At 35.7% G+C, this 19,819-nt stretch carries 24 protein-coding genes; 11 read left to right on the top strand and 13 right to left on the bottom strand.

Annotation, left to right across the window (positions count from 1 at the left end):
• Nucleotide 1 precedes the first annotated feature (1 nt).
• The 8 genes from C7Y47_RS20190 to hpaI form a co-directional block, all read right to left on the bottom strand.
• A complete protein-coding gene (locus tag C7Y47_RS20190) occupies nucleotides 2-355 on the bottom strand; it encodes a DUF485 domain-containing protein (protein ID WP_185903548.1) in 354 nt (117 codons plus the stop codon).
• Between the two features lie 63 nt (nucleotides 356-418).
• Complete coding sequence (locus C7Y47_RS20195) at nucleotides 419-1,861, bottom strand: aldehyde dehydrogenase family protein (protein ID WP_142510391.1); 1,443 nt, start codon at nucleotides 1,859-1,861, stop codon at nucleotides 419-421.
• A gap of 33 nt (nucleotides 1,862-1,894) precedes the next feature.
• On the bottom strand, nucleotides 1,895-2,791 hold the full coding sequence (locus tag C7Y47_RS20200) for a cytidyltransferase (protein WP_142510392.1): 897 nt from the start codon (nucleotides 2,789-2,791) through the stop codon (nucleotides 1,895-1,897).
• A gap of 21 nt (nucleotides 2,792-2,812) precedes the next feature.
• On the bottom strand, nucleotides 2,813-3,286 hold the full coding sequence (locus tag C7Y47_RS20205) for a flavin reductase family protein (RefSeq protein WP_142510393.1): 474 nt from the start codon (nucleotides 3,284-3,286) through the stop codon (nucleotides 2,813-2,815).
• A 17-nt stretch (nucleotides 3,287-3,303) separates the two neighbouring features.
• Nucleotides 3,304-4,287, bottom strand: a complete 984-nt coding sequence (hpaD, locus tag C7Y47_RS20210) for a 3,4-dihydroxyphenylacetate 2,3-dioxygenase (protein ID WP_142510394.1) — start codon at nucleotides 4,285-4,287, stop codon at nucleotides 3,304-3,306.
• Nucleotides 4,288-4,313: 26 nt separating this feature from the next.
• Nucleotides 4,314-5,786, bottom strand: coding sequence for a 4-hydroxyphenylacetate 3-monooxygenase, oxygenase component (hpaB, locus tag C7Y47_RS20215; protein WP_142510395.1), 1,473 nt, complete (start codon nucleotides 5,784-5,786; stop codon nucleotides 4,314-4,316).
• A gap of 28 nt (nucleotides 5,787-5,814) precedes the next feature.
• Nucleotides 5,815-7,332: a 5-carboxymethyl-2-hydroxymuconate semialdehyde dehydrogenase gene (hpaE, locus tag C7Y47_RS20220; RefSeq protein WP_142510396.1), complete on the bottom strand. Its 1,518-nt coding sequence runs from the start codon at nucleotides 7,330-7,332 to the stop codon at nucleotides 5,815-5,817.
• A gap of 70 nt (nucleotides 7,333-7,402) precedes the next feature.
• Complete coding sequence (gene hpaI / locus C7Y47_RS20225) at nucleotides 7,403-8,329, bottom strand: 2,4-dihydroxyhept-2-ene-1,7-dioic acid aldolase (RefSeq protein ID WP_142510397.1); 927 nt, start codon at nucleotides 8,327-8,329, stop codon at nucleotides 7,403-7,405.
• Nucleotides 8,330-8,461: 132 nt separating this feature from the next.
• Between hpaI and C7Y47_RS20230 the strand changes: the two genes are divergently transcribed.
• Nucleotides 8,462-9,367, top strand: a complete 906-nt coding sequence (locus C7Y47_RS20230) for a LysR family transcriptional regulator (RefSeq protein WP_142510398.1) — start codon at nucleotides 8,462-8,464, stop codon at nucleotides 9,365-9,367.
• A 675-nt stretch (nucleotides 9,368-10,042) separates the two neighbouring features.
• Here C7Y47_RS20230 and C7Y47_RS20240 read toward each other — a convergent pair.
• Nucleotides 10,043-10,819 (bottom strand): CsxC family protein, encoded by a 777-nt coding sequence (locus tag C7Y47_RS20240; protein ID WP_436970128.1) that lies wholly within the window; start codon nucleotides 10,817-10,819, stop codon nucleotides 10,043-10,045.
• A gap of 1,228 nt (nucleotides 10,820-12,047) precedes the next feature.
• Between C7Y47_RS20240 and C7Y47_RS25070 the strand changes: the two genes are divergently transcribed.
• Together C7Y47_RS25070 and C7Y47_RS20250 are read left to right on the top strand one after the other, a co-directional pair.
• A complete protein-coding gene (locus tag C7Y47_RS25070; RefSeq protein ID WP_185903549.1) occupies nucleotides 12,048-12,188 on the top strand; it encodes a hypothetical protein in 141 nt (46 codons plus the stop codon).
• Between the two features lie 682 nt (nucleotides 12,189-12,870).
• Nucleotides 12,871-13,680 carry a hypothetical protein gene (locus C7Y47_RS20250; protein WP_142510401.1) on the top strand — a complete coding sequence of 270 codons (810 nt, stop codon included), beginning with the start codon at nucleotides 12,871-12,873 and terminating at the stop codon, nucleotides 13,678-13,680.
• A gap of 125 nt (nucleotides 13,681-13,805) precedes the next feature.
• On the opposite strand, the gene C7Y47_RS25865 is transcribed toward C7Y47_RS20250, so the two are convergent.
• Both C7Y47_RS25865 and C7Y47_RS25870 read right to left on the bottom strand, forming a co-directional pair.
• The gene (locus C7Y47_RS25865) at nucleotides 13,806-13,952 is read right to left on the bottom strand and encodes a hypothetical protein (protein WP_255505279.1); all 147 of its coding nucleotides are present in this window, start codon (nucleotides 13,950-13,952) and stop codon (nucleotides 13,806-13,808) included.
• Nucleotides 13,953-14,125: 173 nt separating this feature from the next.
• Nucleotides 14,126-14,701, bottom strand: a complete 576-nt coding sequence (locus tag C7Y47_RS25870; RefSeq protein ID WP_255505280.1) for a helix-turn-helix domain-containing protein — start codon at nucleotides 14,699-14,701, stop codon at nucleotides 14,126-14,128.
• Nucleotides 14,702-14,850: 149 nt separating this feature from the next.
• Here C7Y47_RS25870 and C7Y47_RS20260 point away from each other — a divergent pair, with 149 nt between their 5' ends.
• The 6 genes from C7Y47_RS20260 to C7Y47_RS25075 all read left to right on the top strand — a co-directional run bounded on the left by C7Y47_RS20260 (nucleotide 14,851) and on the right by C7Y47_RS25075 (nucleotide 17,020).
• Nucleotides 14,851-15,078, top strand: a complete 228-nt coding sequence (locus tag C7Y47_RS20260) for a helix-turn-helix transcriptional regulator (protein WP_241740671.1) — start codon at nucleotides 14,851-14,853, stop codon at nucleotides 15,076-15,078.
• 28 nt (nucleotides 15,079-15,106) lie between these two features.
• Nucleotides 15,107-15,307 carry a hypothetical protein gene (locus tag C7Y47_RS20265; protein ID WP_142510402.1) on the top strand — a complete coding sequence of 67 codons (201 nt, stop codon included), beginning with the start codon at nucleotides 15,107-15,109 and terminating at the stop codon, nucleotides 15,305-15,307.
• Nucleotides 15,308-15,384: 77 nt separating this feature from the next.
• Nucleotides 15,385-15,885: a hypothetical protein gene (locus tag C7Y47_RS20270; RefSeq protein ID WP_142510403.1), complete on the top strand. Its 501-nt coding sequence runs from the start codon at nucleotides 15,385-15,387 to the stop codon at nucleotides 15,883-15,885.
• A 95-nt stretch (nucleotides 15,886-15,980) separates the two neighbouring features.
• Nucleotides 15,981-16,502, top strand: coding sequence for an SHOCT domain-containing protein (locus tag C7Y47_RS20275; RefSeq protein ID WP_142510404.1), 522 nt, complete (start codon nucleotides 15,981-15,983; stop codon nucleotides 16,500-16,502).
• A 94-nt stretch (nucleotides 16,503-16,596) separates the two neighbouring features.
• Nucleotides 16,597-16,812 (top strand): hypothetical protein, encoded by a 216-nt coding sequence (locus tag C7Y47_RS20280; protein ID WP_142510405.1) that lies wholly within the window; start codon nucleotides 16,597-16,599, stop codon nucleotides 16,810-16,812.
• A 61-nt stretch (nucleotides 16,813-16,873) separates the two neighbouring features.
• Nucleotides 16,874-17,020 (top strand): hypothetical protein, encoded by a 147-nt coding sequence (locus C7Y47_RS25075; RefSeq protein ID WP_185903550.1) that lies wholly within the window; start codon nucleotides 16,874-16,876, stop codon nucleotides 17,018-17,020.
• 410 nt (nucleotides 17,021-17,430) lie between these two features.
• On the opposite strand, the gene C7Y47_RS20285 is transcribed toward C7Y47_RS25075, so the two are convergent.
• Both C7Y47_RS20285 and C7Y47_RS25080 read right to left on the bottom strand, forming a co-directional pair.
• Nucleotides 17,431-18,060 (bottom strand): hypothetical protein, encoded by a 630-nt coding sequence (locus tag C7Y47_RS20285; RefSeq protein WP_142510406.1) that lies wholly within the window; start codon nucleotides 18,058-18,060, stop codon nucleotides 17,431-17,433.
• A gap of 18 nt (nucleotides 18,061-18,078) precedes the next feature.
• Nucleotides 18,079-18,240: a hypothetical protein gene (locus C7Y47_RS25080; protein ID WP_162817387.1), complete on the bottom strand. Its 162-nt coding sequence runs from the start codon at nucleotides 18,238-18,240 to the stop codon at nucleotides 18,079-18,081.
• A 515-nt stretch (nucleotides 18,241-18,755) separates the two neighbouring features.
• Here C7Y47_RS25080 and C7Y47_RS20290 point away from each other — a divergent pair.
• Together C7Y47_RS20290 and C7Y47_RS20295 are read left to right on the top strand one after the other, a co-directional pair.
• Nucleotides 18,756-19,040, top strand: a complete 285-nt coding sequence (locus C7Y47_RS20290) for a helix-turn-helix domain-containing protein (RefSeq protein ID WP_142510407.1) — start codon at nucleotides 18,756-18,758, stop codon at nucleotides 19,038-19,040.
• Between the two features lie 75 nt (nucleotides 19,041-19,115).
• Nucleotides 19,116-19,436: a helix-turn-helix domain-containing protein gene (locus tag C7Y47_RS20295; protein ID WP_185903551.1), complete on the top strand. Its 321-nt coding sequence runs from the start codon at nucleotides 19,116-19,118 to the stop codon at nucleotides 19,434-19,436.
• Nucleotides 19,437-19,819: the final 383 nt, after the last annotated feature.

Below are 19,819 nucleotides of genomic sequence, written 5' to 3' on the forward strand. Positions count from 1 at the left end.
TCTACAGCCCCTCTTTTACTAGGATTTGCTTTACTTTTTCGTCAAATTCGGCAGACTTCTTTACATAAACACTGCATACCCCAAATGACATAAAGATAATTGAAATACCGTAAATCCACGCCAACGTAATGTCTCCTATTACTTGAACGTTTAATATATTTGTAAACAAGGCTAGGAATGGTAAAGCTAGTGAATAAGCCAAATAAAAAATTGTGTATGAAATAATAAACTTTTTCTTATCTAAAAGTAGTTGTTTAAAATCCTCTGAAGTGGAAATTTTGTCATAATCTATTTGTTTGTTATCTTGTTGTTCGATGTCTTTTTTTACACTATTCTGTTCTTTTACTAGCTCCAAATTGATAGCACCTCTTTCCTAATAATTCAATAGGGTTCTTAAATGCTTCTAATTCTTCGATTTTTAATTTCTATTAAAAACCACTAGTTTTAGCTCTGTCATTTCTTCTACAGCATATTTTATTCCTTCTCTTCCCATTCCACTTTCCTTCACACCTCCATAAGGCATATTATCTACACGAAACGTTGGAATATCATTAATCATTACGCCTCCAACATGAAGGTTTTCAGCTGCAGTTAACGCTGTATGAACATTATCCGTGTAAATCCCCGCTTGAAGACCATATCGCGAATCATTTACTTGCTCAATTGCTTCCTCTACTGCTTGAACTTTATTGATGATAACAATTGGAGCAAACACTTCTTGACACGAAACTTTTAAAGAAGACGCTGCATTTACTATGACCGTTGGCAATAGAATATTTCCTTTGGCGATTCCCCCAGTTGCTACTTCTGCACCATGTTGTGTCGCCTCATGAATCCAATCTAAAGTACGTTCCACATCTTCTTTTGAAATAAGCGCTGAAACATCTGTACGTGGATCTAAAGGGTCACCAATTTTGAGTTGTTGAGTTGCTTCAACGAATTTTTGCACAAATGTTTCGTACAAACTTTCATGAATATAAATTCGTTGTAATGATATACATACTTGACCTTGGAAAGAAAAGGCTCCCTTCACACAACGATTAATAATCGAATCAATATCGATCCCTTTATCAATAATAACGGCTGCATTTGAACCCAGTTCTAATGTCACACGCTTCAGTCCTGCTTTGTTTCGAATACCAATCCCAACAGCTGGGCTTCCCGTAAATGTAATGGCTGCAATTCTATCATCGGTCACGATTTTATCCCCCACGACTCTTCCGCTTCCAGTAATAACATTAAGAGCTCCATTCGGCAAACCAGCCTCCTGTAACAACTCTGCTAAAAAGAAAGAAGATAGTGGCGTTTGACTTGCTGGTTTTAATACAATTGTATTTCCTGCGGCAATGGCAGGACCAACTTTATGGGCAACTAAATTCATTGGAAAATTAAATGGAGTAATCGCTCCAATAACCCCAATAGGTTCACGCACCGTATATGCTACTCGTTTTTCTCCACCTGGTGCAGCATCCAATGGAAGTGTTTCTCCATGAATTCGCTTTGCTTCTTCAGCTGCAAATTTATACGTTTGTATTGTCCGTTTCACTTCTTCGATTGCAGTAGCAATTGGTTTAGCTGCCTCTAAAGCGATAATTTCTGCCGCTTCATCTAAACGCTTCTCTAACAAAGCTACCAAACGCTCCAAAATAGCTGCACGTTCGTGAGCTGGCATTTTCGCCATTACTGTTTTTGCACGAACTGCAGCTTCAATTGCCTCATTCACTTCTTTTTCATTAGCCTTAGGAATATATGCAATAACATCTCCAGAATATGGAGATGTTAGAGCTGCCTGTTCAGTGGCTTCTTGCCATTGACCATCAATGTATAAGTTTTTCTTTCTTACTTGTACTTTTAAATTCATAGTCTACTCCTTTCTGTTATAGCCTACTATTAATTAGATCACTAGCTCATCTTTTTTCATGTATTCATTCATGCCGTATGACTCATTCTGCTTGCCATATTTATAATCTAGCCACTTTACCTTCATCCGCTTCTTGGATGGGAATACAGAACAATCTTTTAATTGTATTAACAATGAAGCGTGATGCTCATTACTAGATATTTGGTGGCAAGTTCCATCATAATTAATACCATCTATTTCAACTTGAATATGGTAAATACCAGGTTTAGGCATTCGGTATCTCTTTTTTACTATTAAGTTAAGAAACTGATGTTTTTTGTGAAAAAGAGAACTTTGATTCATTTCCCCATTAATTTCATAAAAATCACCAAGGTACATAGGAATCATTTGCACATGACCTTCATCAAGCAATTTTCGGATTGCTGTTGAACTAATTTTTTCATCAGAATGTTGGATTTTTGGAACAGTCGTTACGTCCAAACTTCCGGGATTATACTCTGTTAACGTTTTCATATTACCGAGTCCTTTATAGCCATAATGATAATCAAAGCCGGCTACAACATGTATACATCCAAGTCCAATAATGTATTGTTCAACAAAATCGTTAGGAGAGAGACGGGCAAAATCAGGGCTAAACTCAACAACAAATAACTTCTCAACACCCAGCTTTTCAAATCGATCTTCTTTCAAAGGAAGCGGAGTTAAATAAGTCATTGGCTCCATATGAGGAAAGAGTATATCTTTTGGGTGCGGATAAAACGTCATAACACCAAAGGCGCATTGTTTTTGCAAAGCAATTTGTTTTGCTGTTTCAAGAATTTTTTGATGACCGATGTGAACGCCATCAAAAAAACCGAGAGCCAAAACACAAGCTTCCATTTCAGTGAATGTTGATTTATCAATTGAACTTTTGATAGTAATTGTCTGCATCGTTTGCCCTCCCCTTTTATGTTAAGTTAGTTGCGGTGCAATGATCTGGCCATATTTTCCTGCAAAGAATGTCAGAGGATTTCCTTCACGAAGGACAATATTTTCTACTTCTCCAAGGAACAGCGTATGGTCACCAGCTACTTGCTTTCCATATACATTGCACACAATATTTGCTAGCGCATCCTTTACTACCGAGATTTCGTTTAGGCGGTCAAATTCAGGTTCACGCTTTTCTTTGATTTGACCAGCGAATAACATAGAAACTTCTTGCTGATCTTCCGATAAAATATTTACCGCAAATTTACCGGAGCGGTTAATTTTATCGAGCATTTTTGCATTTTCTTTAATTGATATTAGTACGAGTTTTGGGTTTAGCGACACTGACATGAAGGCATTTGCTGTCATGCCATGAGGCTCTCCATCAATGTCCGTTGTAATAACTGTTACGCCGGTTGCAAATTTACCCATCGCATCTCGAAATGTACGATCATCCATTAAAATTCCTCCATTCTTTAAATAACAAGTTCTGGTTTACGCTGTGCAAGGTTTGGTGCCTTGGATTGAATTTGTTCATTGGTTTCAATATCTAAAAACGGAGATGTTTCATTAAACCAACTGTCCGGTGCTTTTGCACCCCATAATGTTTGACGACGTGGGTCGTTTAAATCCCATCGAATTGGCTCGAAATCATTGTCACTTGTTAAGTAATCTCCGTTATACAGCTCAATGCGGTATCCATCTGGATCTCTTAAATACAAGAAGAACGCATTGGATAAGCCGTGGCGTGCTGGCCCTCTTTCAATGTTCTGTGAATAGCCAAGAGAAGCTAAAACATCGCAGCAGTGAATTAGAGCAAGTGGATCAGGTAGCCAGTAAGCAAAGTGATGAAGACGCGGACCATCTCCGTTCATAAAGGCTTGATCATGCACAGTCTGTTTGCGGTGGAGCCACGCAGCCCAGATACTTCCATCTTCTATCGTTGTATATTCAGAACATGCAAAGCCTAACTCGTTGATAAAGAAGTTGTAAGCTTTTTCTACATCTGGTACAGCACAGTTTACGTGGTCAATCCGCTGAATGCGGGCACCGCTGTATAAATCGTAGCGCTGAAGTAAGCGCTCTGCTTTTTCAATCTTGCAGAAAAATTCAAGGGGCATCCCTGAAATATCATGTACATGCAGTGCACGTCCAAGAGCATGCTGAGTACCTTCCTTAAGCCACTTTGTTTTAAAGCCTTTTGCTTGAAATAATTCAGCTAGACGGTCAAGATGTTCTTCTTTTTCTACTTTGTAACCGAGTGCGTGTACCCCTAACGTCTCGGACTTTTTAAGAACCAAACTGTGGTGTGTGTGTTCTTCAAGCCCTCTCAAATAAACACAGTCATCCTTTGTTTCCGTTTCAATCATCCCGAGCGCTTTTACATAAAAATCTTTTGAACGGTCTAAATCCTTCACGTTTATAACCGTTCTGGCAATACGAATGATATTGAAATCCATACTCCTCATCTCCCTTAGTCGATTAATTAGTTATTTTTAACTAACGCTTCTGATCGATTCAAAAATTCCTTCACACGATCAACATATTCCTGTTTGTCATACCCGTTATAAAGCGTACTAGCCATTCTAATTGGATCACCGAAGAAGAAGCGCTCATAAAGTGTTTGTCGAGTACCGAATGAACTGATACATACATCCCATGCCAAACGATAAAGTTTCACACGATCATAAGCATCTCCAGTGGCTGATTGTAAATATTTATCAAGATCAGGACGAATTTCAGAATGAAAGTCTGATTCTGAAGGGATCGCCATTAAGCCACTTGCACCCATTAATTGCATAATTTCTGTAAAGCGAGGGTAAATTTTTGGGAAGTAATGACGTGCTGCATTTAACGGTGCAAAATCTGGTGTCATAGTGCCCCATCTATCCACTTTTGCATTTGCTTCGGCAGCAACGACATATGCTTTCATCGTTTCAAGTGCAATAATTACCTCAGAGATTTTTTCCTGTATATGTTGGTATTGGCCAATATTAATTGTCTCTGCCATTAGTTGAAGAATACCAAGTACAAACTCTGTTTTCGCGATATTTTTTGATACAACTTGATGTGTCATATGAACAACTGCATTACTTTCATTGTAGGCCTGGTTGCACACATTAACATCACCAAGTGCAAAAACTCGATTCCATGGAACGACAACATCATCAAACACAACAATGGTATCCATTTCTTCAAAGCGAGATCCTAACGGATGGTCGAAATGAGACTTACCATAATCAAAAGATTCTCGACAAATAAATTTCAAGCCCGGTGTGTTATTAGGAATAGAAAATGCAAACGCATATGGATTTTCTTCAGCTGATTGTTTTAACAAAGTAGATGGGAATACCATGATTTCATCGGTAATACCACCTTGAGTAGCAAGTAATCTTGCCCCTTTAATAACGACCCCTTCAGACGTTTTCTCTTTAATGCGCGCTGCAATAAACGGATCAGGAAGCTGTGCTGAATTTACGCCCCTATTGACTTGAGGCTGAATCAACGTATGTGTTAAAGATAAATCATTTTCACGGCAATACTCGTAGTAGTTGGTCATATTTTCGGCATAGATGGAGTCTTGTTTCCCAAACATTTCTGCAGCTGAACCATACGCCATCATCCCGACATTAATGTAATCAGGGGAACGCCCCATCATGCCACCATTATATTTCGCCCATTCTTGCATCATTTTGCGACGTGTCACCAAATCTTCTTGTGTTTTTGGCTGAATAAAAGATGTACCAACCCGTTCACGAGTTGTCGGAGATTCATATGTCATGTAATCCTTTTTGTCTGGATCATGTTGCAAATCGTAAAGTTCTGCCTGAGTTTTCATAACTCCTTTAAAAGCTGGATGTTCAGAAATCTTCCCTTCTACTCGTTTGCCATCAATCCATATATTTGCCTGTGCATGATCAACTCTTTCAATATATTGCTCTCCTGTTTTTGCTGGCATTATTGTTTCCCCCTAAAAATATAGTTATTTACTTCCCAAATTGCGGAATATGATGGTCACCTATAGCAACATGGATTACCTTTGGTTCTGTATAGAATTCAAACATTGCGTAATGACCACCCTCTCTTCCAATTCCACTATCTTTCATACCGCCAAATGGAATTCGAAGATCTCGTACGTTTTGAGCGTTAATCCAAAGCATACCTGCTTCAATAGCATCCGCCATACGATGTGCTCGTTTTAAATCTTTTGTCCATACAAAACCAGCTAGTCCGTAAGATACGTCATTTGCCATATGAAGTACTTCTTCATCTGTTTCAAATTCGATTACGGCCATAACGGGACCAAAAATTTCTTCCTGACATACTCTCATGTCATTTTTTGCATTCAATAAAAGGGTCGGTGGTACAAAATTACCTGCCTTTACCTTTTCCGGAACCACTCCCTGAACTACTTCACAACCTTCTTCTTTAGCGATTTCTATATATTTTTTTACTTTGTTGTAGTGACCTTTTTCAATTAGCGGACCAAGCTCAGTTGATGAATCCATTGGGTCACCGATTTTAATGTTAGCGACACGTGCTTTTAATTTTTCAACAAATTGATCTTTAATATTTTTATGCAAGAATACGCGAGAATTGGATGTACAACGTTCCCCATTAAATGAGAAAATCCCCCATATTGCTGCATCTAGAGCTCGTTCAAGATCTGCATCATCAAATACAATTAAAGGTGATTTCCCACCAAGCTCCATCGATGTTTTCTTTAAAGTATCCGCAGCGTTTTTAATAATAGTGGAGCCTGTAGTCGTTTCACCTGTAAATGAAACCGCTTTCACATCTGAGTGAGCAACAAGTGCAGCCCCTGCTGTTTCTCCAAAGCCATGCACGATATTAAAGACGCCATCCGGAACTTGAGCTTTATGAATAATTTCAGCTAATTTATTTGCAGTCAATGGTGAAAGTTCAGCTGGTTTTAGGACAACCGTATTTCCAGTTGCTAATGCAGGCGCTACTTTCCAAGTCTCTAACATGAATGGGGCATTCCATGGCGTAATTAACCCTATAACACCTAATGGTTTATAAACTGTATAATTAATGAATTCATCATCCATTGGATAAGATTCGCCATGCAATTTTGTCTCAACCATTCGTGCGTAGAAACGGAAATTCTCTGCAGCACGTGCGGTTTGATTTCTTGTTTGGCTAATTGGCAAACCTGTGTCTAATGATTCTAAGAAAGCAATTTCTTCAATCTCCTCATCGATGATATCTGCAATTCTATTAATATAATTCATTCTTTCTTTCAATTTCATCTTGCCCCACGGACCATTCACAAACGCTTCTTTTGCTGAAAGAACAGCTTGATTTATATCCGCTTCACGCCCCTCAGCGATATAGTTGTTTATTGCATTGGTAAATGGATTTTTATTTTCAAAAGAAGCACCTGATTGACTGTCGACAAACTGTCCATTAATATAAAGTTTTACATTTGCTACTTGCTTGTGTTCGTGATTTTTTTGAGTCTCAGATACTTGAACTTGCATGTTATTACACTCCCCATTCTTCTCTTACTCCTGTCACGAGGAGTAAGAGAATTTTTTAGATTTTGAATGATTATTTAGTGACAATCGCATTTGATAAAATACCATATTGATTTAAAACTTCACGAATTTCGTTTTGAAGTGCCTCAGCTGGTAAATCCATTGGCTTACGTAAAACTGGCGTAATTTTACCCATCATGCCCAGCGCTGCTTTTACTGGTCCAGGGTTAGTTTCTTTGAATAACACATCATTTAATGTCATCAATTCATAATGAAGATTTAAAGCTTTTTCAGCGTCGCCTTCCTCCCAAGCATTGTGCATTTCTGCTACTTTCGCTGGCGCAACGTTTGCTGTGGCGCTAATAGAACCTTTTCCACCGATTGTTAACATTGGGTAGCAAAGAAGTTCAATTCCCGAGAATAGACTGAAATCTCTACCACAATTCAACAGCACTCGATTGACATGTTCAAAATCTTTATTTGATTCTTTGTCACCAATAATGTTCGGGCAATCTTCAACGAGTCGAGCCATTGTTGTTACTTCCATATTCAGCCCTGTTCTTCCAGGAATGTTATAGATAATAATGGGAATATCCACGGTATCGGCAATAGCTTTATAGTGTTTATATAATGCTTGCTGGGAAGGCTTGTTATAGTATGGAACAATGACCATCGCAGCATCTGCTCCCATTTCTTGAGCAGCCTTTGTTAGTCGAAGCGCTTCATTATGATTAACAGATCCCGTTGCTGGTATAAATGGAACTCGTCCGTTAATCGTTTTACTTGCTGTTTCCATCACAAGCTCTCTTTCTTCGATTGTTAGAGAACTAGGTTCCCCAGAAGTCCCGGTTACCGAAATACCATGGCTCCCACTTTCTATTTGCCAGTTAATTAAATTTTTAAATGTCTGTAAATCTATGCTTTCATCTTCCTTGAATGGTGTAATAACTGGTGCAATCGAACCTTTTATACTTTCTTTAGCTTTTCGAATTCTAGACATTGTATCTTCTCCTTTTCTACCTTTTCATGGAATCGTTTTCAAACTTAATGTATCATTAAGTTTGAAATATTTAAAATATTTAAAATGTTTGTAACGTATATAAAATAAATATGCTTTCTAAGGAGGAGTTTCATGGATATTAGACAATTGCGATACTTTACCACTATTGTTGAAGAAGGGCAAATCACTAGAGCAGCAAAGAAATTACATATGGCCCAACCCCCCCTTAGTCAACAGTTAAAAGCGCTGGAGGAAGAACTTAGTACTCTTTTGATCGTACGAAATGGAAAGAATATAGAACTAACAGCAGCAGGAAAAGTTTTGTATAAGAGAGCTACCAATCTTTTAAGTCAGATTGATGAAACAATTATGGAAGTGAAAGAAGTGGGAGAAGGTCTTAAGGGTACTTTATCAATTGGATCTGTAAAAACATGCTTTTCTTACCTACCTGAACGCATTCGTTTTTTCCGAGAAAAGTATTCACACGTTACATTTCGTTTATACGAAGGGGATACCTATCGATTATTACAAGATTTAAGGAATAGGCATATTGAGGTTGCTATAGTCCGGTTACCTTTTGAATCAGAATTAGATGACTTATCTTCACTACCATTACCTCCAGATCATTTTGTAGCCGTTATCCCTGAGACGTGGAATTATGAAAATACAATAAGACTAGAAGAACTTTCAAGTATGCCACTAATGTTGCTACAACGTGTTAAGGGTGTTGGTCAATACGAATTGGTTATAGAAGCTTGTAGAAAATATCACTATGAACCAAATATTGTCTGCCAATGTTCAGACGCTGATATGATAATGTCCCTAGTAAGAGAAGGTGTCGGTGCTTCTTTACTTCCAAGGTCTGTCTTACGTTCTTTTTCTATGAATGGCCTGAAAATATTGGAGCTTGAAGAACTTAGTATTCAATCAGATTCGGCCGTTATCTGGTTGAAGGACCGTTACATTTCAAAAAGTGCTGTTAAATTTATTGAAACTTTTAAGAGGGAACACAGTTTAAATATTTCACAAGTAGAATGACTCCAATAAATCATTTCAGATTTTTATTACTCACCCGTTACTTGAGCCTTTACAGTGATATTGAATATATATTGCGGAGTCAAAAATAAGACAATGAGCTCATTTGACTTCGTTTCTAGTATGGTGGTGATTGCCACCGTTTTAAAATTGTGCTAGCAATTTATAAATCTTTTGCAATGGAATCAAAAATATCGGTAGCATCTCTTGCCATCTTGTGAGTTAAATGGACATAGCGGTCTTCAGTAGTTGCTGATCTGCTTTGTCCTATTCTTTTTTGGACAGTTTTTATAGGTTGTCCACTTTCAATCAACATTGTTGCGTATAAATGGTAGTTGAAATCGATACATCTATGTAAGGCTTTTAAATCGATTGTTCTAATAATTGATGAAGAAATCTTTTTATTGTGCGTTCTGTAAGTTTTTTTCGGAAAACTGTTGAAAAATGCCCTTTTGCAACCCTCTAGCCTTCCCTAAATTACACACCAGCTATTACATCTCCGTTATTAAATTACAAAAAGGCAGTTGAAAATCAGATCGAGCCGCATTTTCAACTGCCAACTCAAATATTTGATTTTTATTAGTATCCATTAGATTTACAGGGTTGTTTTTTTGATTGCATTTTGTTGCAGTGAACTGCGTTTTTTATATGTTCTGCTCCTCTATAAACTAGAGATTATTAAGGACTAACTGGAGGAGTAAGCCCTGTAAGAACAGGAGTTATAACACTAGTGCCTGCTCCAAGGCGAATTTGTTGAACTTGCAGTACTTTTACAGTAAGCTCTAGCACGATTTTTTCACGTAATGTGTCGAAAGTGCCTTCTGGTTCTGCCATAACCGGTGAAAAATCAAGTTCAAAGAAGTTTGCAGCTACTAACTCGCCAAATGGTTGTTCATTGTATTTAACTAGATTTTGGAAGAATGCTTTATCCAATCGAGCATCCATTTGCGTAGTTTCATTAAGGAAGTTCGCTTCGGCAAACTCAGAAATTCCTAAAATCGGAGTAGGGCCTCCAAGTGTTTGTGGGAACGTAAGGTCTGTAAAACCTGAAAACGGAACATCGGCAATTCTATCTTGGAGTGCCGCGTTACATGCTGCTGTAGCATATTCTATATTTTTGCGAATATGTCCTGCTACAAATAATTTAGCTCTTGTTACCGCAAAAAAGTCAGTAGTGCCAATACGTGCAAAAGCAACAGGTACTAGTTTCACTTGATTTAGGAATACATTTTTTTTCACTCTTTTGATTTCAGTTGCTGCAGGAGTAAGCGTAATATCCGCCTCCACAGCAATTTGAAGTGTTGGTTCTGCAAGCACAACCGGAACTTTAACAGTTGGCGTCACTAACGGTGTAGCAACTACTGGAGTAACCTCAGTAGTTAATGGTATTTGTTCTGTTGATGTTACTGGACAAGGTTCGACTTGATTAACTTGAAAATCTAATTGATCACTCAAAAAATTCCCTCTTTTCATTTTTTTAGTATTAGAGAGCGCTCTCTATATTGCTAGAATATGTAGCGATTAATTCTATGTATAGACGTGTATACTAGTTTCTTCTTATTTTAAAAAAGGGATTTTTTTAGAATGTACATCAAAATGCTAAATACTCACCATAGTTAATCTAGTTTTATGTTTAGTTACCTTTTTTGATTGAAGAATTTCAAGAAAATAATAGTCAAAAGCAGAAACAATTACGAAGAAAGATTTTAGTGTACGAAAATGCTGGAACCGTGTTTATACCACAAGATTACAGAACTTAAGTTTTTGGATAGTGGAATATGTTGACCTTAAACTCGAACCGAATAGTAGTCCAATTATGAAGATGTAATAATGAATCACATCTTGCTCACCTAGGTAAATATAAAGTAAAATCTTTAACTACTCGTTTCTTACAATGGTTTATTAATTTATCTTTTTTAATCACGCAGTGTAAACATACAAATAAAATATCATCTGTTTGTATATCATCTCTATAACCAGTGAAATAATACATATTCGCTTCTTTGGCATTATTAGCAGCTATTTCAGCACCATCACTTATTTTTGAGTCATCTTAATACCCCTTTTCAAATGAGTAATTTCTTTCTGCCACGATTGATTCCCCTATTTTCTAAAATACTTGACTTTTGTGGTACAATTATCCAAAAGGAGGTTTGTAAGAATTATGTCATTATTGTTTTTTCTTGCTCCGTTAGCCTTTGTAATTTGGTTTTTAATTAAGTTCATTAGATTGCTGGAGGAACAAAACGAAATTCTAAGAAATATATCTAACAAGCTAGATAAATAGTATACATAAATGGAAAATCCAATCTCTTTTACTGAACAAAAAATCTTTCATGTGCGCATCGCTGTTATCTTAAAATAAGCTCATCTGCTCATATTTTTGTTTTTTAACAGGTGCGTTCACCATTTTAGACATGTCGTGCACCGTTTCACCTTTTTCCGCGCCATTATTTTGCAGCACCACATTCTCTTCTCTCTTCAATAGGTTCAATGTATTCAAAACAACTAGTATCTCGTGAAGAATTAAAAATTCAATCAAAAGAAAACCTAAGACGTAGTAATAGTGTTATAAATGAGGATCACCCTTTTTATTTACCATTTCATATTGGCTTACATTGTGGGGCGTGTAGGCGCAATTTGTGGGCTTGAATGGAAACATATAAATTTCGAGGAAATGACGTTGGAAATTGAGCAGCAACTAGTTGATATCGAAGATGAAAAACGAAAAATAAACTGGCAATCTAGACCTCCAAAATTAAAGGCTGATTATCGAACTATTCCCTTTGGTAATGCTCTAACCAAAATTTTAAGAGCACTATAAAAGACAACTTGAAAATCGTTAAAAGTGCAGTGAGTTTTATAAAAAGGATTCAGAACATGATTATGTATGATAAAAAGAAAATCGTGAACATTGTACGCCAAGTGTCAAACAACATAAATAGAGAATGGTACACCTATTAAAACTGTACAAAAAAGATTAGGACACAGCAGATCAGCTATTACTGAAGACCGCTATGTCCATCTTACAGAGAAAATGTCTCGAGATGCTGTAGACATCTTTGATTCATTTGCTCAAGATCTTTAGGTGCACTATGAGTATAAATTCTAAATGGGTGGCCCTATCGGGTGGCAAATGCCAGCCAACCCTTTATACACCTAATTACTTCGAATCATCTATCTTCAGAACAGCCATGAATGCTTCCTATAGAAATGTTATATTCATGCGTATCTATTCGTATTTATGGTTAGCCGATAAACCCTTGATATATAAGGATTTATCGGCTGTTTTTTTATTTAATTTCATTCATGAATAACTTGATTTATCGAGCTTTAATTTCTACAAATGGTGGGGATATGATGGGGAATTTAAATAGACCACCCATCACGGAGTGGTCTTTTGTTGTTATTAAAAGCAAAAGTAATGTTAGTTTAATAGAAAATAATTCATTACTTTTTATTCATTACATTAAATGGTATAATATAACTAAATAGGAGGTTAGTAAATGAAAAAACTACCATTATCATTGGCTGCTAGTAGCATCTTTTTATCGATGTTATTTACTACAGCCCATGAAACTGTACAAGCAAAAGAAATGGAAAACAAAGCGAATTCAAGCACATACATGGTTGCTTTAAAGAATCCGCATACAAAAGGTGGAGGTAAAGAAGTTGAGGTTAAAAAGGTTGAGACTAAAATTGAATCAGCTAGTCAGTTAAGTTCTTATTTAAAAGAAAACTACCCTGAATTAAAAACTGACATTGTTACAGTAAAATTTGATTATACCGTGAGTGAGAACGATGATATAGGTCGTCCATATGATTATTTTATAAACTATGATTTGTCTCTCACACCTTACTCATTGAATTTCGAATCTGCAATGAATAGCCACTTAAGATCAATTAAGCATCAAGATACAGCCAAAGAGGATGTCGCTAAAGCTAGAAAACAACTTAATGATTTTATAGAAACAATGGCTAAAGATGTAATAGAAAAACTGCCAAATAAAAAAATACTAGGGCAGAGCTACAAAGGTTGGTATAGATATAAGTACATACAAGAGGATTGGCAGACAACAAGAGATTATAGTTGGACTAATTATGAACCAATTAGTATGAATCACGTTTGGGTTGACAGACCAGAAGATTATTATAAGGTAATGATGCTCCATCCGTCTAATCCGTTAGTAATTCAATACGACCGTGAGGAACAAGAAAGATTCTTCTATAAAATTGATTACAATCGATTAAAATATAATGACTTCAAAATTACTGATTTTGGTTGGAGAAAATTTTTAGATGGTTCTACATTTTGATATAGTTATTTATTAGCACCTTAATAAGGTGCTTTTTTATTATAATGAATAAAATAATTGTATTTGAAAATAATCAAAACATTTGTTGCTTAACCCATTCAAAGTGTGACATCTTATATTCCACTCTACCATTCCAGCCAATTTTCTAAGTTTGGTCTGCTATTTATTTGTGTACGATCATCACGTTCATTAAGCCAGTTATAAAACGGCACTGGACGTTCTTTATTCACTGTTTCTTCTATATATGATGATTTATTCGATTTATTACTCAAACGCTCCACAGCCTTACTATATGCACCTGTGAATACTGCTCTTAATGTACTAGCAACCGTCAGTACACCTTCTTTAATATCCATAGCAATTTTGAATAGAACATTCTTAGCTTTTATGAAGTCTTGTACATTTTGGATATTAGTAGCTAATACACACTTATGTAATTCATCTTTTAAATTAAATTGTCTGTTAATGGCAGGCTATTCATGAAATCAAATAACATCACTTGATACTCATTCATGTATTCTTTTTTCTTTTCAGCTTGCAAAGCTAATTCATTTTCTAGATTCATAATATTATTTGCTTGTTTAGAACTTAAAAGATTAAAAGAGTTAAAAGATAGGTTTTCAGATTGTTGCACTTTAACCTTACTCTCACAAGGCTTTTCAGTTTTTTCACGCTCGGACATTGACGCTGGGACATTGTAAGGCAAAATGATGTAAATGCTTGCTCCTTGTCCACCTTTGCTTTTTACAGTCGTTTCTTTCTTAACGATTCCTAGTGATTCTAATTTTGAAATAGCACGATAAAATGTCTTTGTGCTGATTTCAAATGCTGCAGCAATAGTAGCAGCTTTTAAATGACAAGCCCCTGGATGTTCCAAAGCGTGACTAGAAAGCTTGAAAACGATGGCACGTTCGGATTCAGTCAAATCATAGTAGTGTGCTGCCATGTGGTTCTCAACAGCTGTGTCCATATCTGCTATTGATTCAAATGTTTTGTAAGTTGCTAAGTATTCAAACGCCATCGTTTTCACCTCACTTTCATTATTTTTTATAACTAATTAATGATAATATATACTGTAAAAATTATATTGTAAAGCGTTTTATAATTTTTAAGTGATATTTTATTTATTTTTAATTATCATTTGGTGTATTATAGTTATAAGGAAAACAAATGAAAGAAGGTGTTTATATGGGGATGGCTAAGAAAATCAAAATGCTTATGGTTGAAAAGGACTTAACGCTTTCCGAGCTCGCTGAAAAAATGGGTACTTCTCAACCTAACATTTCCAACAAATTAAAACGTGACAATTTCAACGAGAAAGAATTAAACCTTATCGCAGAAGTATTGGGAGTTAAATACGAGGCTAATTTTGTATTAGAAGATGGGCGGAAAATATAAAACAAATAACTATTGTGGAGTGATTCAAATGGAAATGAAAGATTTGGTGAAACAAATAGCTGCAAAACAAAATAAGGCTATTAAAGACGCTATCCAATATCGTTTAAATGAAGGTTATTCATTGGATGATTTAGAAATCGAATATGACACTACTACCACAAAAAAGAAAAACATTATTAATTCCACTTTAAAAATAGAAGTCAAAGTAATTGGTAAAACAGATAACTAATCACAGTTGTCTGTTTTTTTATATGTACATATGTCTCTATTTTCCCTAAAATGGAAAAGTAGAGGAGGAATTATGAAATGAAGAAATTAATTTTTAGTGGGGCTTTAGTATTAAGTCTAGGATTGGCAGCTTGTAGCGAAGAAGCTGAAAAGCCAATACCTAAGAATCAAACAATTGAGAAGCCAACACCAAAAGTTTCTGTCGAAATGAAATGGCAAGACGAAATAACAAAGTTAGCTTCAAATTCTGATAGTGCATCTGATAAGTTTTATGCACTTGAAAAATTATTAATGGATTATAAAGCTACTGAAGCCGAGGTTAAAAAATTTTCAACGTACATCATTGATGACTACAAATCAGGTAACTATCTTAGTGATATTGGTAATCATGAACGCATGTTATCAAACATTTTTAAATCCTATTACGTAGAGAAAAATAGTGAAGGTGCTCTAAAGGACTTTGCTTTTGATTACTTCCAAAACATGAAATATACATATCGTGGTGCCGATACTGTTGATAGCGAAGCTGTAAAATCAAATGAAGAGCAAATGAATAAAGCTCTAAAAGAAATAAAATAAATGTTAAAGCCATTCTTACGGATGGCTTTTTCATATGTACTAATGGCAAGATTTTCTATAGAATTAAGTTACATAATTCGTATGGAGTGCATGACATGGATACAGTAGCAGAAACAATAAAATTTGCAGGATTCGGAAAGAAGAAAGCAATGGCAAAACAGATTCAAATGTTTGACGATAGACTGACAGATCAAGGTGAAACACTACTCGCTGTATGTGCATCCGTTAAAGGCACAAAACAGCTTTATGTCACTGACCAAAGAATCTTATTACATGAGATCAAAGGAATCGTATCCAATGATGAAACAAGCATTCCTTTGTCTTCAATTAGCAGTATCAACATTTCAAATAAGCTTGTTTACTCTACTATCGAAATCGTATCAACTGGAAACAAGGCTATCATTGACGATGTGCCAGCGCATATTGCACTTGAAATTAAATCAGGTATCGAGAATCTAAAAGTAATGGCTAAAACGTCAACTGCACCTGCAGGTACACAGGAAAAGGACATGTACTATGTAGCCGATGAAATTCGAGAATTAAAGGATTTATTAGATGATGGGATATTAACGCAAGAAGAATTTGACGCGAAGAAGAAGCAATTGTTAGGAATCTAGTCACTCAAACGAGTGGCTTTTTTCTATTGACGTAGAAATCATTTGATTTATATTTCATATGATTTATAATGTACTTAAAAAAGGAGTGTTAGGCATGAAACTTTCAGAAAAAGTCGAGGCGGTTGTTAAGGCTGCACAGGATGCTAAAAATGGTGAAGGTGAACATACATCGTATCGTATCTTTAAAGAGTGTGGACTTACACAAGGAGCAATTAAACGTTATGTAGATGGCGTTAGTGACATCAGTCGTATGGGCTTAGGCGTAGCTGAGAAGCTTGGCGAATACTATGACAATCACCTTTCAAAATAAATTAAAAAACTTTTATAAATCACTTGATTTATAACAAGAGTATAGAAAGGAGGTGAACAAAGTGGATTATGATAAGGTTCTAGCTTATCTAGTAGCTATCGCAACTGTGCTTAACTTACTAACAAGTTCAGCGAAAAACATTAGCGATATGAAAAATAAGCCAAAACAAAAGCGACGCCCCTCAACCAAAAGAAAACGTCGCAAGTAAGCTGTGAAGGAGGTTAGCGCCTCCTTCCCTATAATCTTATCACATCCATTGAATTATGAAAAATATCGGATATATGGCTGCGTTAGCATTTGCTTTGTATATCTTAACTGACATGGTTAACTGGAATGAACCAAAGTTTTTTGATTACTCAATAATAGTCATTTATTCATTATGCCTAATTTTAGTTATTGTTAACGTTGTTGTATTCTTTAAGAAGAAAAGAAGTAGCTAAGGAACTTCAATCGAAGTATATACCGTATGACGAATAAACTGATAACAAGGTACTCAATTGTGTGCCCTGTTATCAGTTTATTTATACCAGTATTTCACAAAAACAAAACCGAGTGGACAATTTTTAGTCTACTCGGCTTATTTACTTTATTATGGCAACTTAGTATGTAACCATAATTCTATTGGAATGAAACGTTTGAAATTGCGAACGGAAGCATAGCTGGAATTACACCAATATATTTATAGTCAAATTTAACTCCGCCAGTGATAGATGCAGCTGTACCTAAAGCAATACCTAGCGAACCAAGTACTTTAGAAACAACAGGTTCAGGTATCCAAAGACCTCCAATAGCAATACCTCCACCTAATCCAATTAGCGTATTTCTAGATAAATATACAGTAGCCCCCCACCAATGGAAGTCAATGTCCGTTTTACCATTTACGTAAGCTGCTGCCATTGCTTGTGGAATTTGAGCCTGAGCTTGGCTGTTCAAATCTAATTGTTGGATTTGAGCATTTGCTAAGCTAATTTGATTATCAAGTTTATTGTATAGCTCAGGACTCAACTCTGTACTAGCTTTAGAACTAATTGAGAAATTTTTACCAGCAAAATCAAAATTAACATAAGGATCTAATAAGTTGATTTCGTAATCTGAAAGAATACTAGGGTTAGCTTGTTGTTGAATAGCAACAGTGTTTTCTTGATTATCAAGCTCACTAGCCGAAGCATTACTGAAAGGTAAAACTGCACTTGTTAACAACATTGAAGTAATTACTGTATATCCTACACCTTTTTTAATTAAGTTCACTATTAACACTCCTTGGAATTATTGAGGATTTTTCTTTTTGAAAAAAAATCCTTCAAATATCATATATAATGCAATGGCAATCCAAAAGCTAAATAACCACGTGTTATTTTCTTTTAAGTCTGTAAAAATTAAAATCGCTCCAAAAATTGTGATAATAATTTTAATTATTATTTTCACCATATTAAACACTCCTCTCTATCGATAGAAAAAAAGTAAAGCACCTCGAGTAATTCCATCCTATCATTTCCATAAATAGAAATTCAATTGTAACTTCACGCCAATTTTTGTCGTGATGACCTCCATTTTTTTCAGGTATATACCCTAACTCACGCCAGTCCACGCCAACCAACCGCCATAAAATGACGGAACATCTATTATTTCGTGACACTAAAGTAATATTTTTTGTGAAATCGTTACTAAATACTTGAATTCATTTTTAATTTTTGTTATTTTAGGTAAACAATATTTGACACAAAATTGTCAAAAATAGAAAAATAAGTTGAATTATCATATAAGGGCATCTAACTTTTACCCTTTATCAAACAAGATAAAACCAAGTAACAATTTATAGTCTACTCAGTTTCTTCTTTTTGAGGCTTCATAAAAAGTAAAAAAGACCAAGTCGGCAAATTGATATGCTCCCTATTAGGTAGACAGATTAAAAAATAAAATCTATTGATCTAAGGGGATTTTTTATGGGGCGAAGCAAACATCCACTCGAGTTAAAACTACATATCCTTCAATTGTTTGAAGAAGGTAACTATTCTATCAACGAATTGTGTGAAAGATTTTCATTAAATCCTCAAACTTTATATAGCTGGAAAATGAAATATGAGGCAAGTGGACGTGATGGATTACACGAAGCTACTTCATGTAAATTCTATTCAAAAGAGTTAAAGTTAGCGGCTGTGGAGGACTACATTCAACGGAATTATTCACAGATGGAAGTGTTAGCGAAATATGAGATTAGTAGTACCTAAGTTTTAAAAAGGTGGGTAAAAAAGTATACTAGTCATAGTGAAATAAAAGATTCCGGTAAAGGAATGAGTCAAGCTATGACAGAAGGAAGAAAGACAACTTTTGAGGAACGTATTGAGATTGTCGAGTACTGTTTGAAGCACCAGAAAAATTATCAGTTGGCAGCGCACACCTATGGGGTTTCGTATCAACAGGTATATCAATGGACGAAGAAGTTTGAAACTAACGGTGAAGAGGGATTACGAGATCGCCGTGGTCGCACAAAAGATGAAGTCGAATTAACCGTTGAGGAGAAATTGAAATTTGAGATTCAACGTATTGAACGTGAAAATGAACGTTTACGTGCAGAAAATCTATTTTTAAAAAAGTTAGAGGAAATCGAAAGGAGGCGTCGTTAAGCCAAATACGTCTACAGCAACGCTATTTAGCGATTCAAGAATTACATCGAGAGGAAGAACTTTCGATTCTTTTACTATGTGAAATAGCTGGTGTTTCGCGTGCTGCTTACTATAAGTGGCTAAGTCGCAAGTCTTCTAACAGAGAAGTTGAAAATGAAGCAATTTTAAAGGACATTCATCTCCTTTACCAACAAGTAGATCGTATTTACGGCTATCGTCGTACAACGTTGACAATCAATCGTCAGCGAAAAGAAAATAATCAAGCGATGGTTAACGAAAAGCGTATTTTATCGTTTAATGCAGATTAGTGGATTGAAGTCTGTTATTCGTAGAAAGCGCAAGCCTTATCGTAAATCCCCAGCACATCATGTGGCTGAGAACGT

The organism is Lysinibacillus sphaericus (genome assembly GCF_006864135.1).
In the GTDB taxonomy this organism is placed as follows: Bacteria; Bacillota; Bacilli; order Bacillales_A; family Planococcaceae; genus Lysinibacillus.

What these genes read in the sequence shown, in the direction of transcription:
- C7Y47_RS20265 (WP_142510402.1), top strand. Translation starts at nt 15,107, where the DNA reads ATGGAAATGAAAGATTTGGTGAAACAAATAGCTGCAAAACAAAATAAG.
- C7Y47_RS25870 (WP_255505280.1), bottom strand. Translation starts at nt 14,701, where the DNA reads ATGGCGTTTGAATACTTAGCAACTTACAAAACATTTGAATCAATAGCA.
- C7Y47_RS20230 (WP_142510398.1), top strand. Translation starts at nt 8,462, where the DNA reads ATGGATATTAGACAATTGCGATACTTTACCACTATTGTTGAAGAAGGG.
- C7Y47_RS20280 (WP_142510405.1), top strand. Translation starts at nt 16,597, where the DNA reads ATGAAACTTTCAGAAAAAGTCGAGGCGGTTGTTAAGGCTGCACAGGAT.
- C7Y47_RS20270 (WP_142510403.1), top strand. Translation starts at nt 15,385, where the DNA reads ATGAAGAAATTAATTTTTAGTGGGGCTTTAGTATTAAGTCTAGGATTG.
- C7Y47_RS20275 (WP_142510404.1), top strand. Translation starts at nt 15,981, where the DNA reads ATGGATACAGTAGCAGAAACAATAAAATTTGCAGGATTCGGAAAGAAG.
- C7Y47_RS20250 (WP_142510401.1), top strand. Translation starts at nt 12,871, where the DNA reads ATGAAAAAACTACCATTATCATTGGCTGCTAGTAGCATCTTTTTATCG.
- hpaE (WP_142510396.1), bottom strand. Translation starts at nt 7,332, where the DNA reads ATGCAAGTTCAAGTATCTGAGACTCAAAAAAATCACGAACACAAGCAA.
- C7Y47_RS25080 (WP_162817387.1), bottom strand. Translation starts at nt 18,240, where the DNA reads ATGGTGAAAATAATAATTAAAATTATTATCACAATTTTTGGAGCGATT.
- hpaB (WP_142510395.1), bottom strand. Translation starts at nt 5,786, where the DNA reads ATGCCAGCAAAAACAGGAGAGCAATATATTGAAAGAGTTGATCATGCA.
- C7Y47_RS20200 (WP_142510392.1), bottom strand. Translation starts at nt 2,791, where the DNA reads ATGCAGACAATTACTATCAAAAGTTCAATTGATAAATCAACATTCACT.
- hpaD (WP_142510394.1), bottom strand. Translation starts at nt 4,287, where the DNA reads ATGGATTTCAATATCATTCGTATTGCCAGAACGGTTATAAACGTGAAG.
- C7Y47_RS20295 (WP_185903551.1), top strand. Translation starts at nt 19,116, where the DNA reads ATGACAGAAGGAAGAAAGACAACTTTTGAGGAACGTATTGAGATTGTC.
- C7Y47_RS20290 (WP_142510407.1), top strand. Translation starts at nt 18,756, where the DNA reads ATGGGGCGAAGCAAACATCCACTCGAGTTAAAACTACATATCCTTCAA.
- C7Y47_RS20195 (WP_142510391.1), bottom strand. Translation starts at nt 1,861, where the DNA reads ATGAATTTAAAAGTACAAGTAAGAAAGAAAAACTTATACATTGATGGT.
- hpaI (WP_142510397.1), bottom strand. Translation starts at nt 8,329, where the DNA reads ATGTCTAGAATTCGAAAAGCTAAAGAAAGTATAAAAGGTTCGATTGCA.
- C7Y47_RS20205 (WP_142510393.1), bottom strand. Translation starts at nt 3,286, where the DNA reads ATGGATGATCGTACATTTCGAGATGCGATGGGTAAATTTGCAACCGGC.
- C7Y47_RS20260 (WP_241740671.1), top strand. Translation starts at nt 14,851, where the DNA reads ATGAAAGAAGGTGTTTATATGGGGATGGCTAAGAAAATCAAAATGCTT.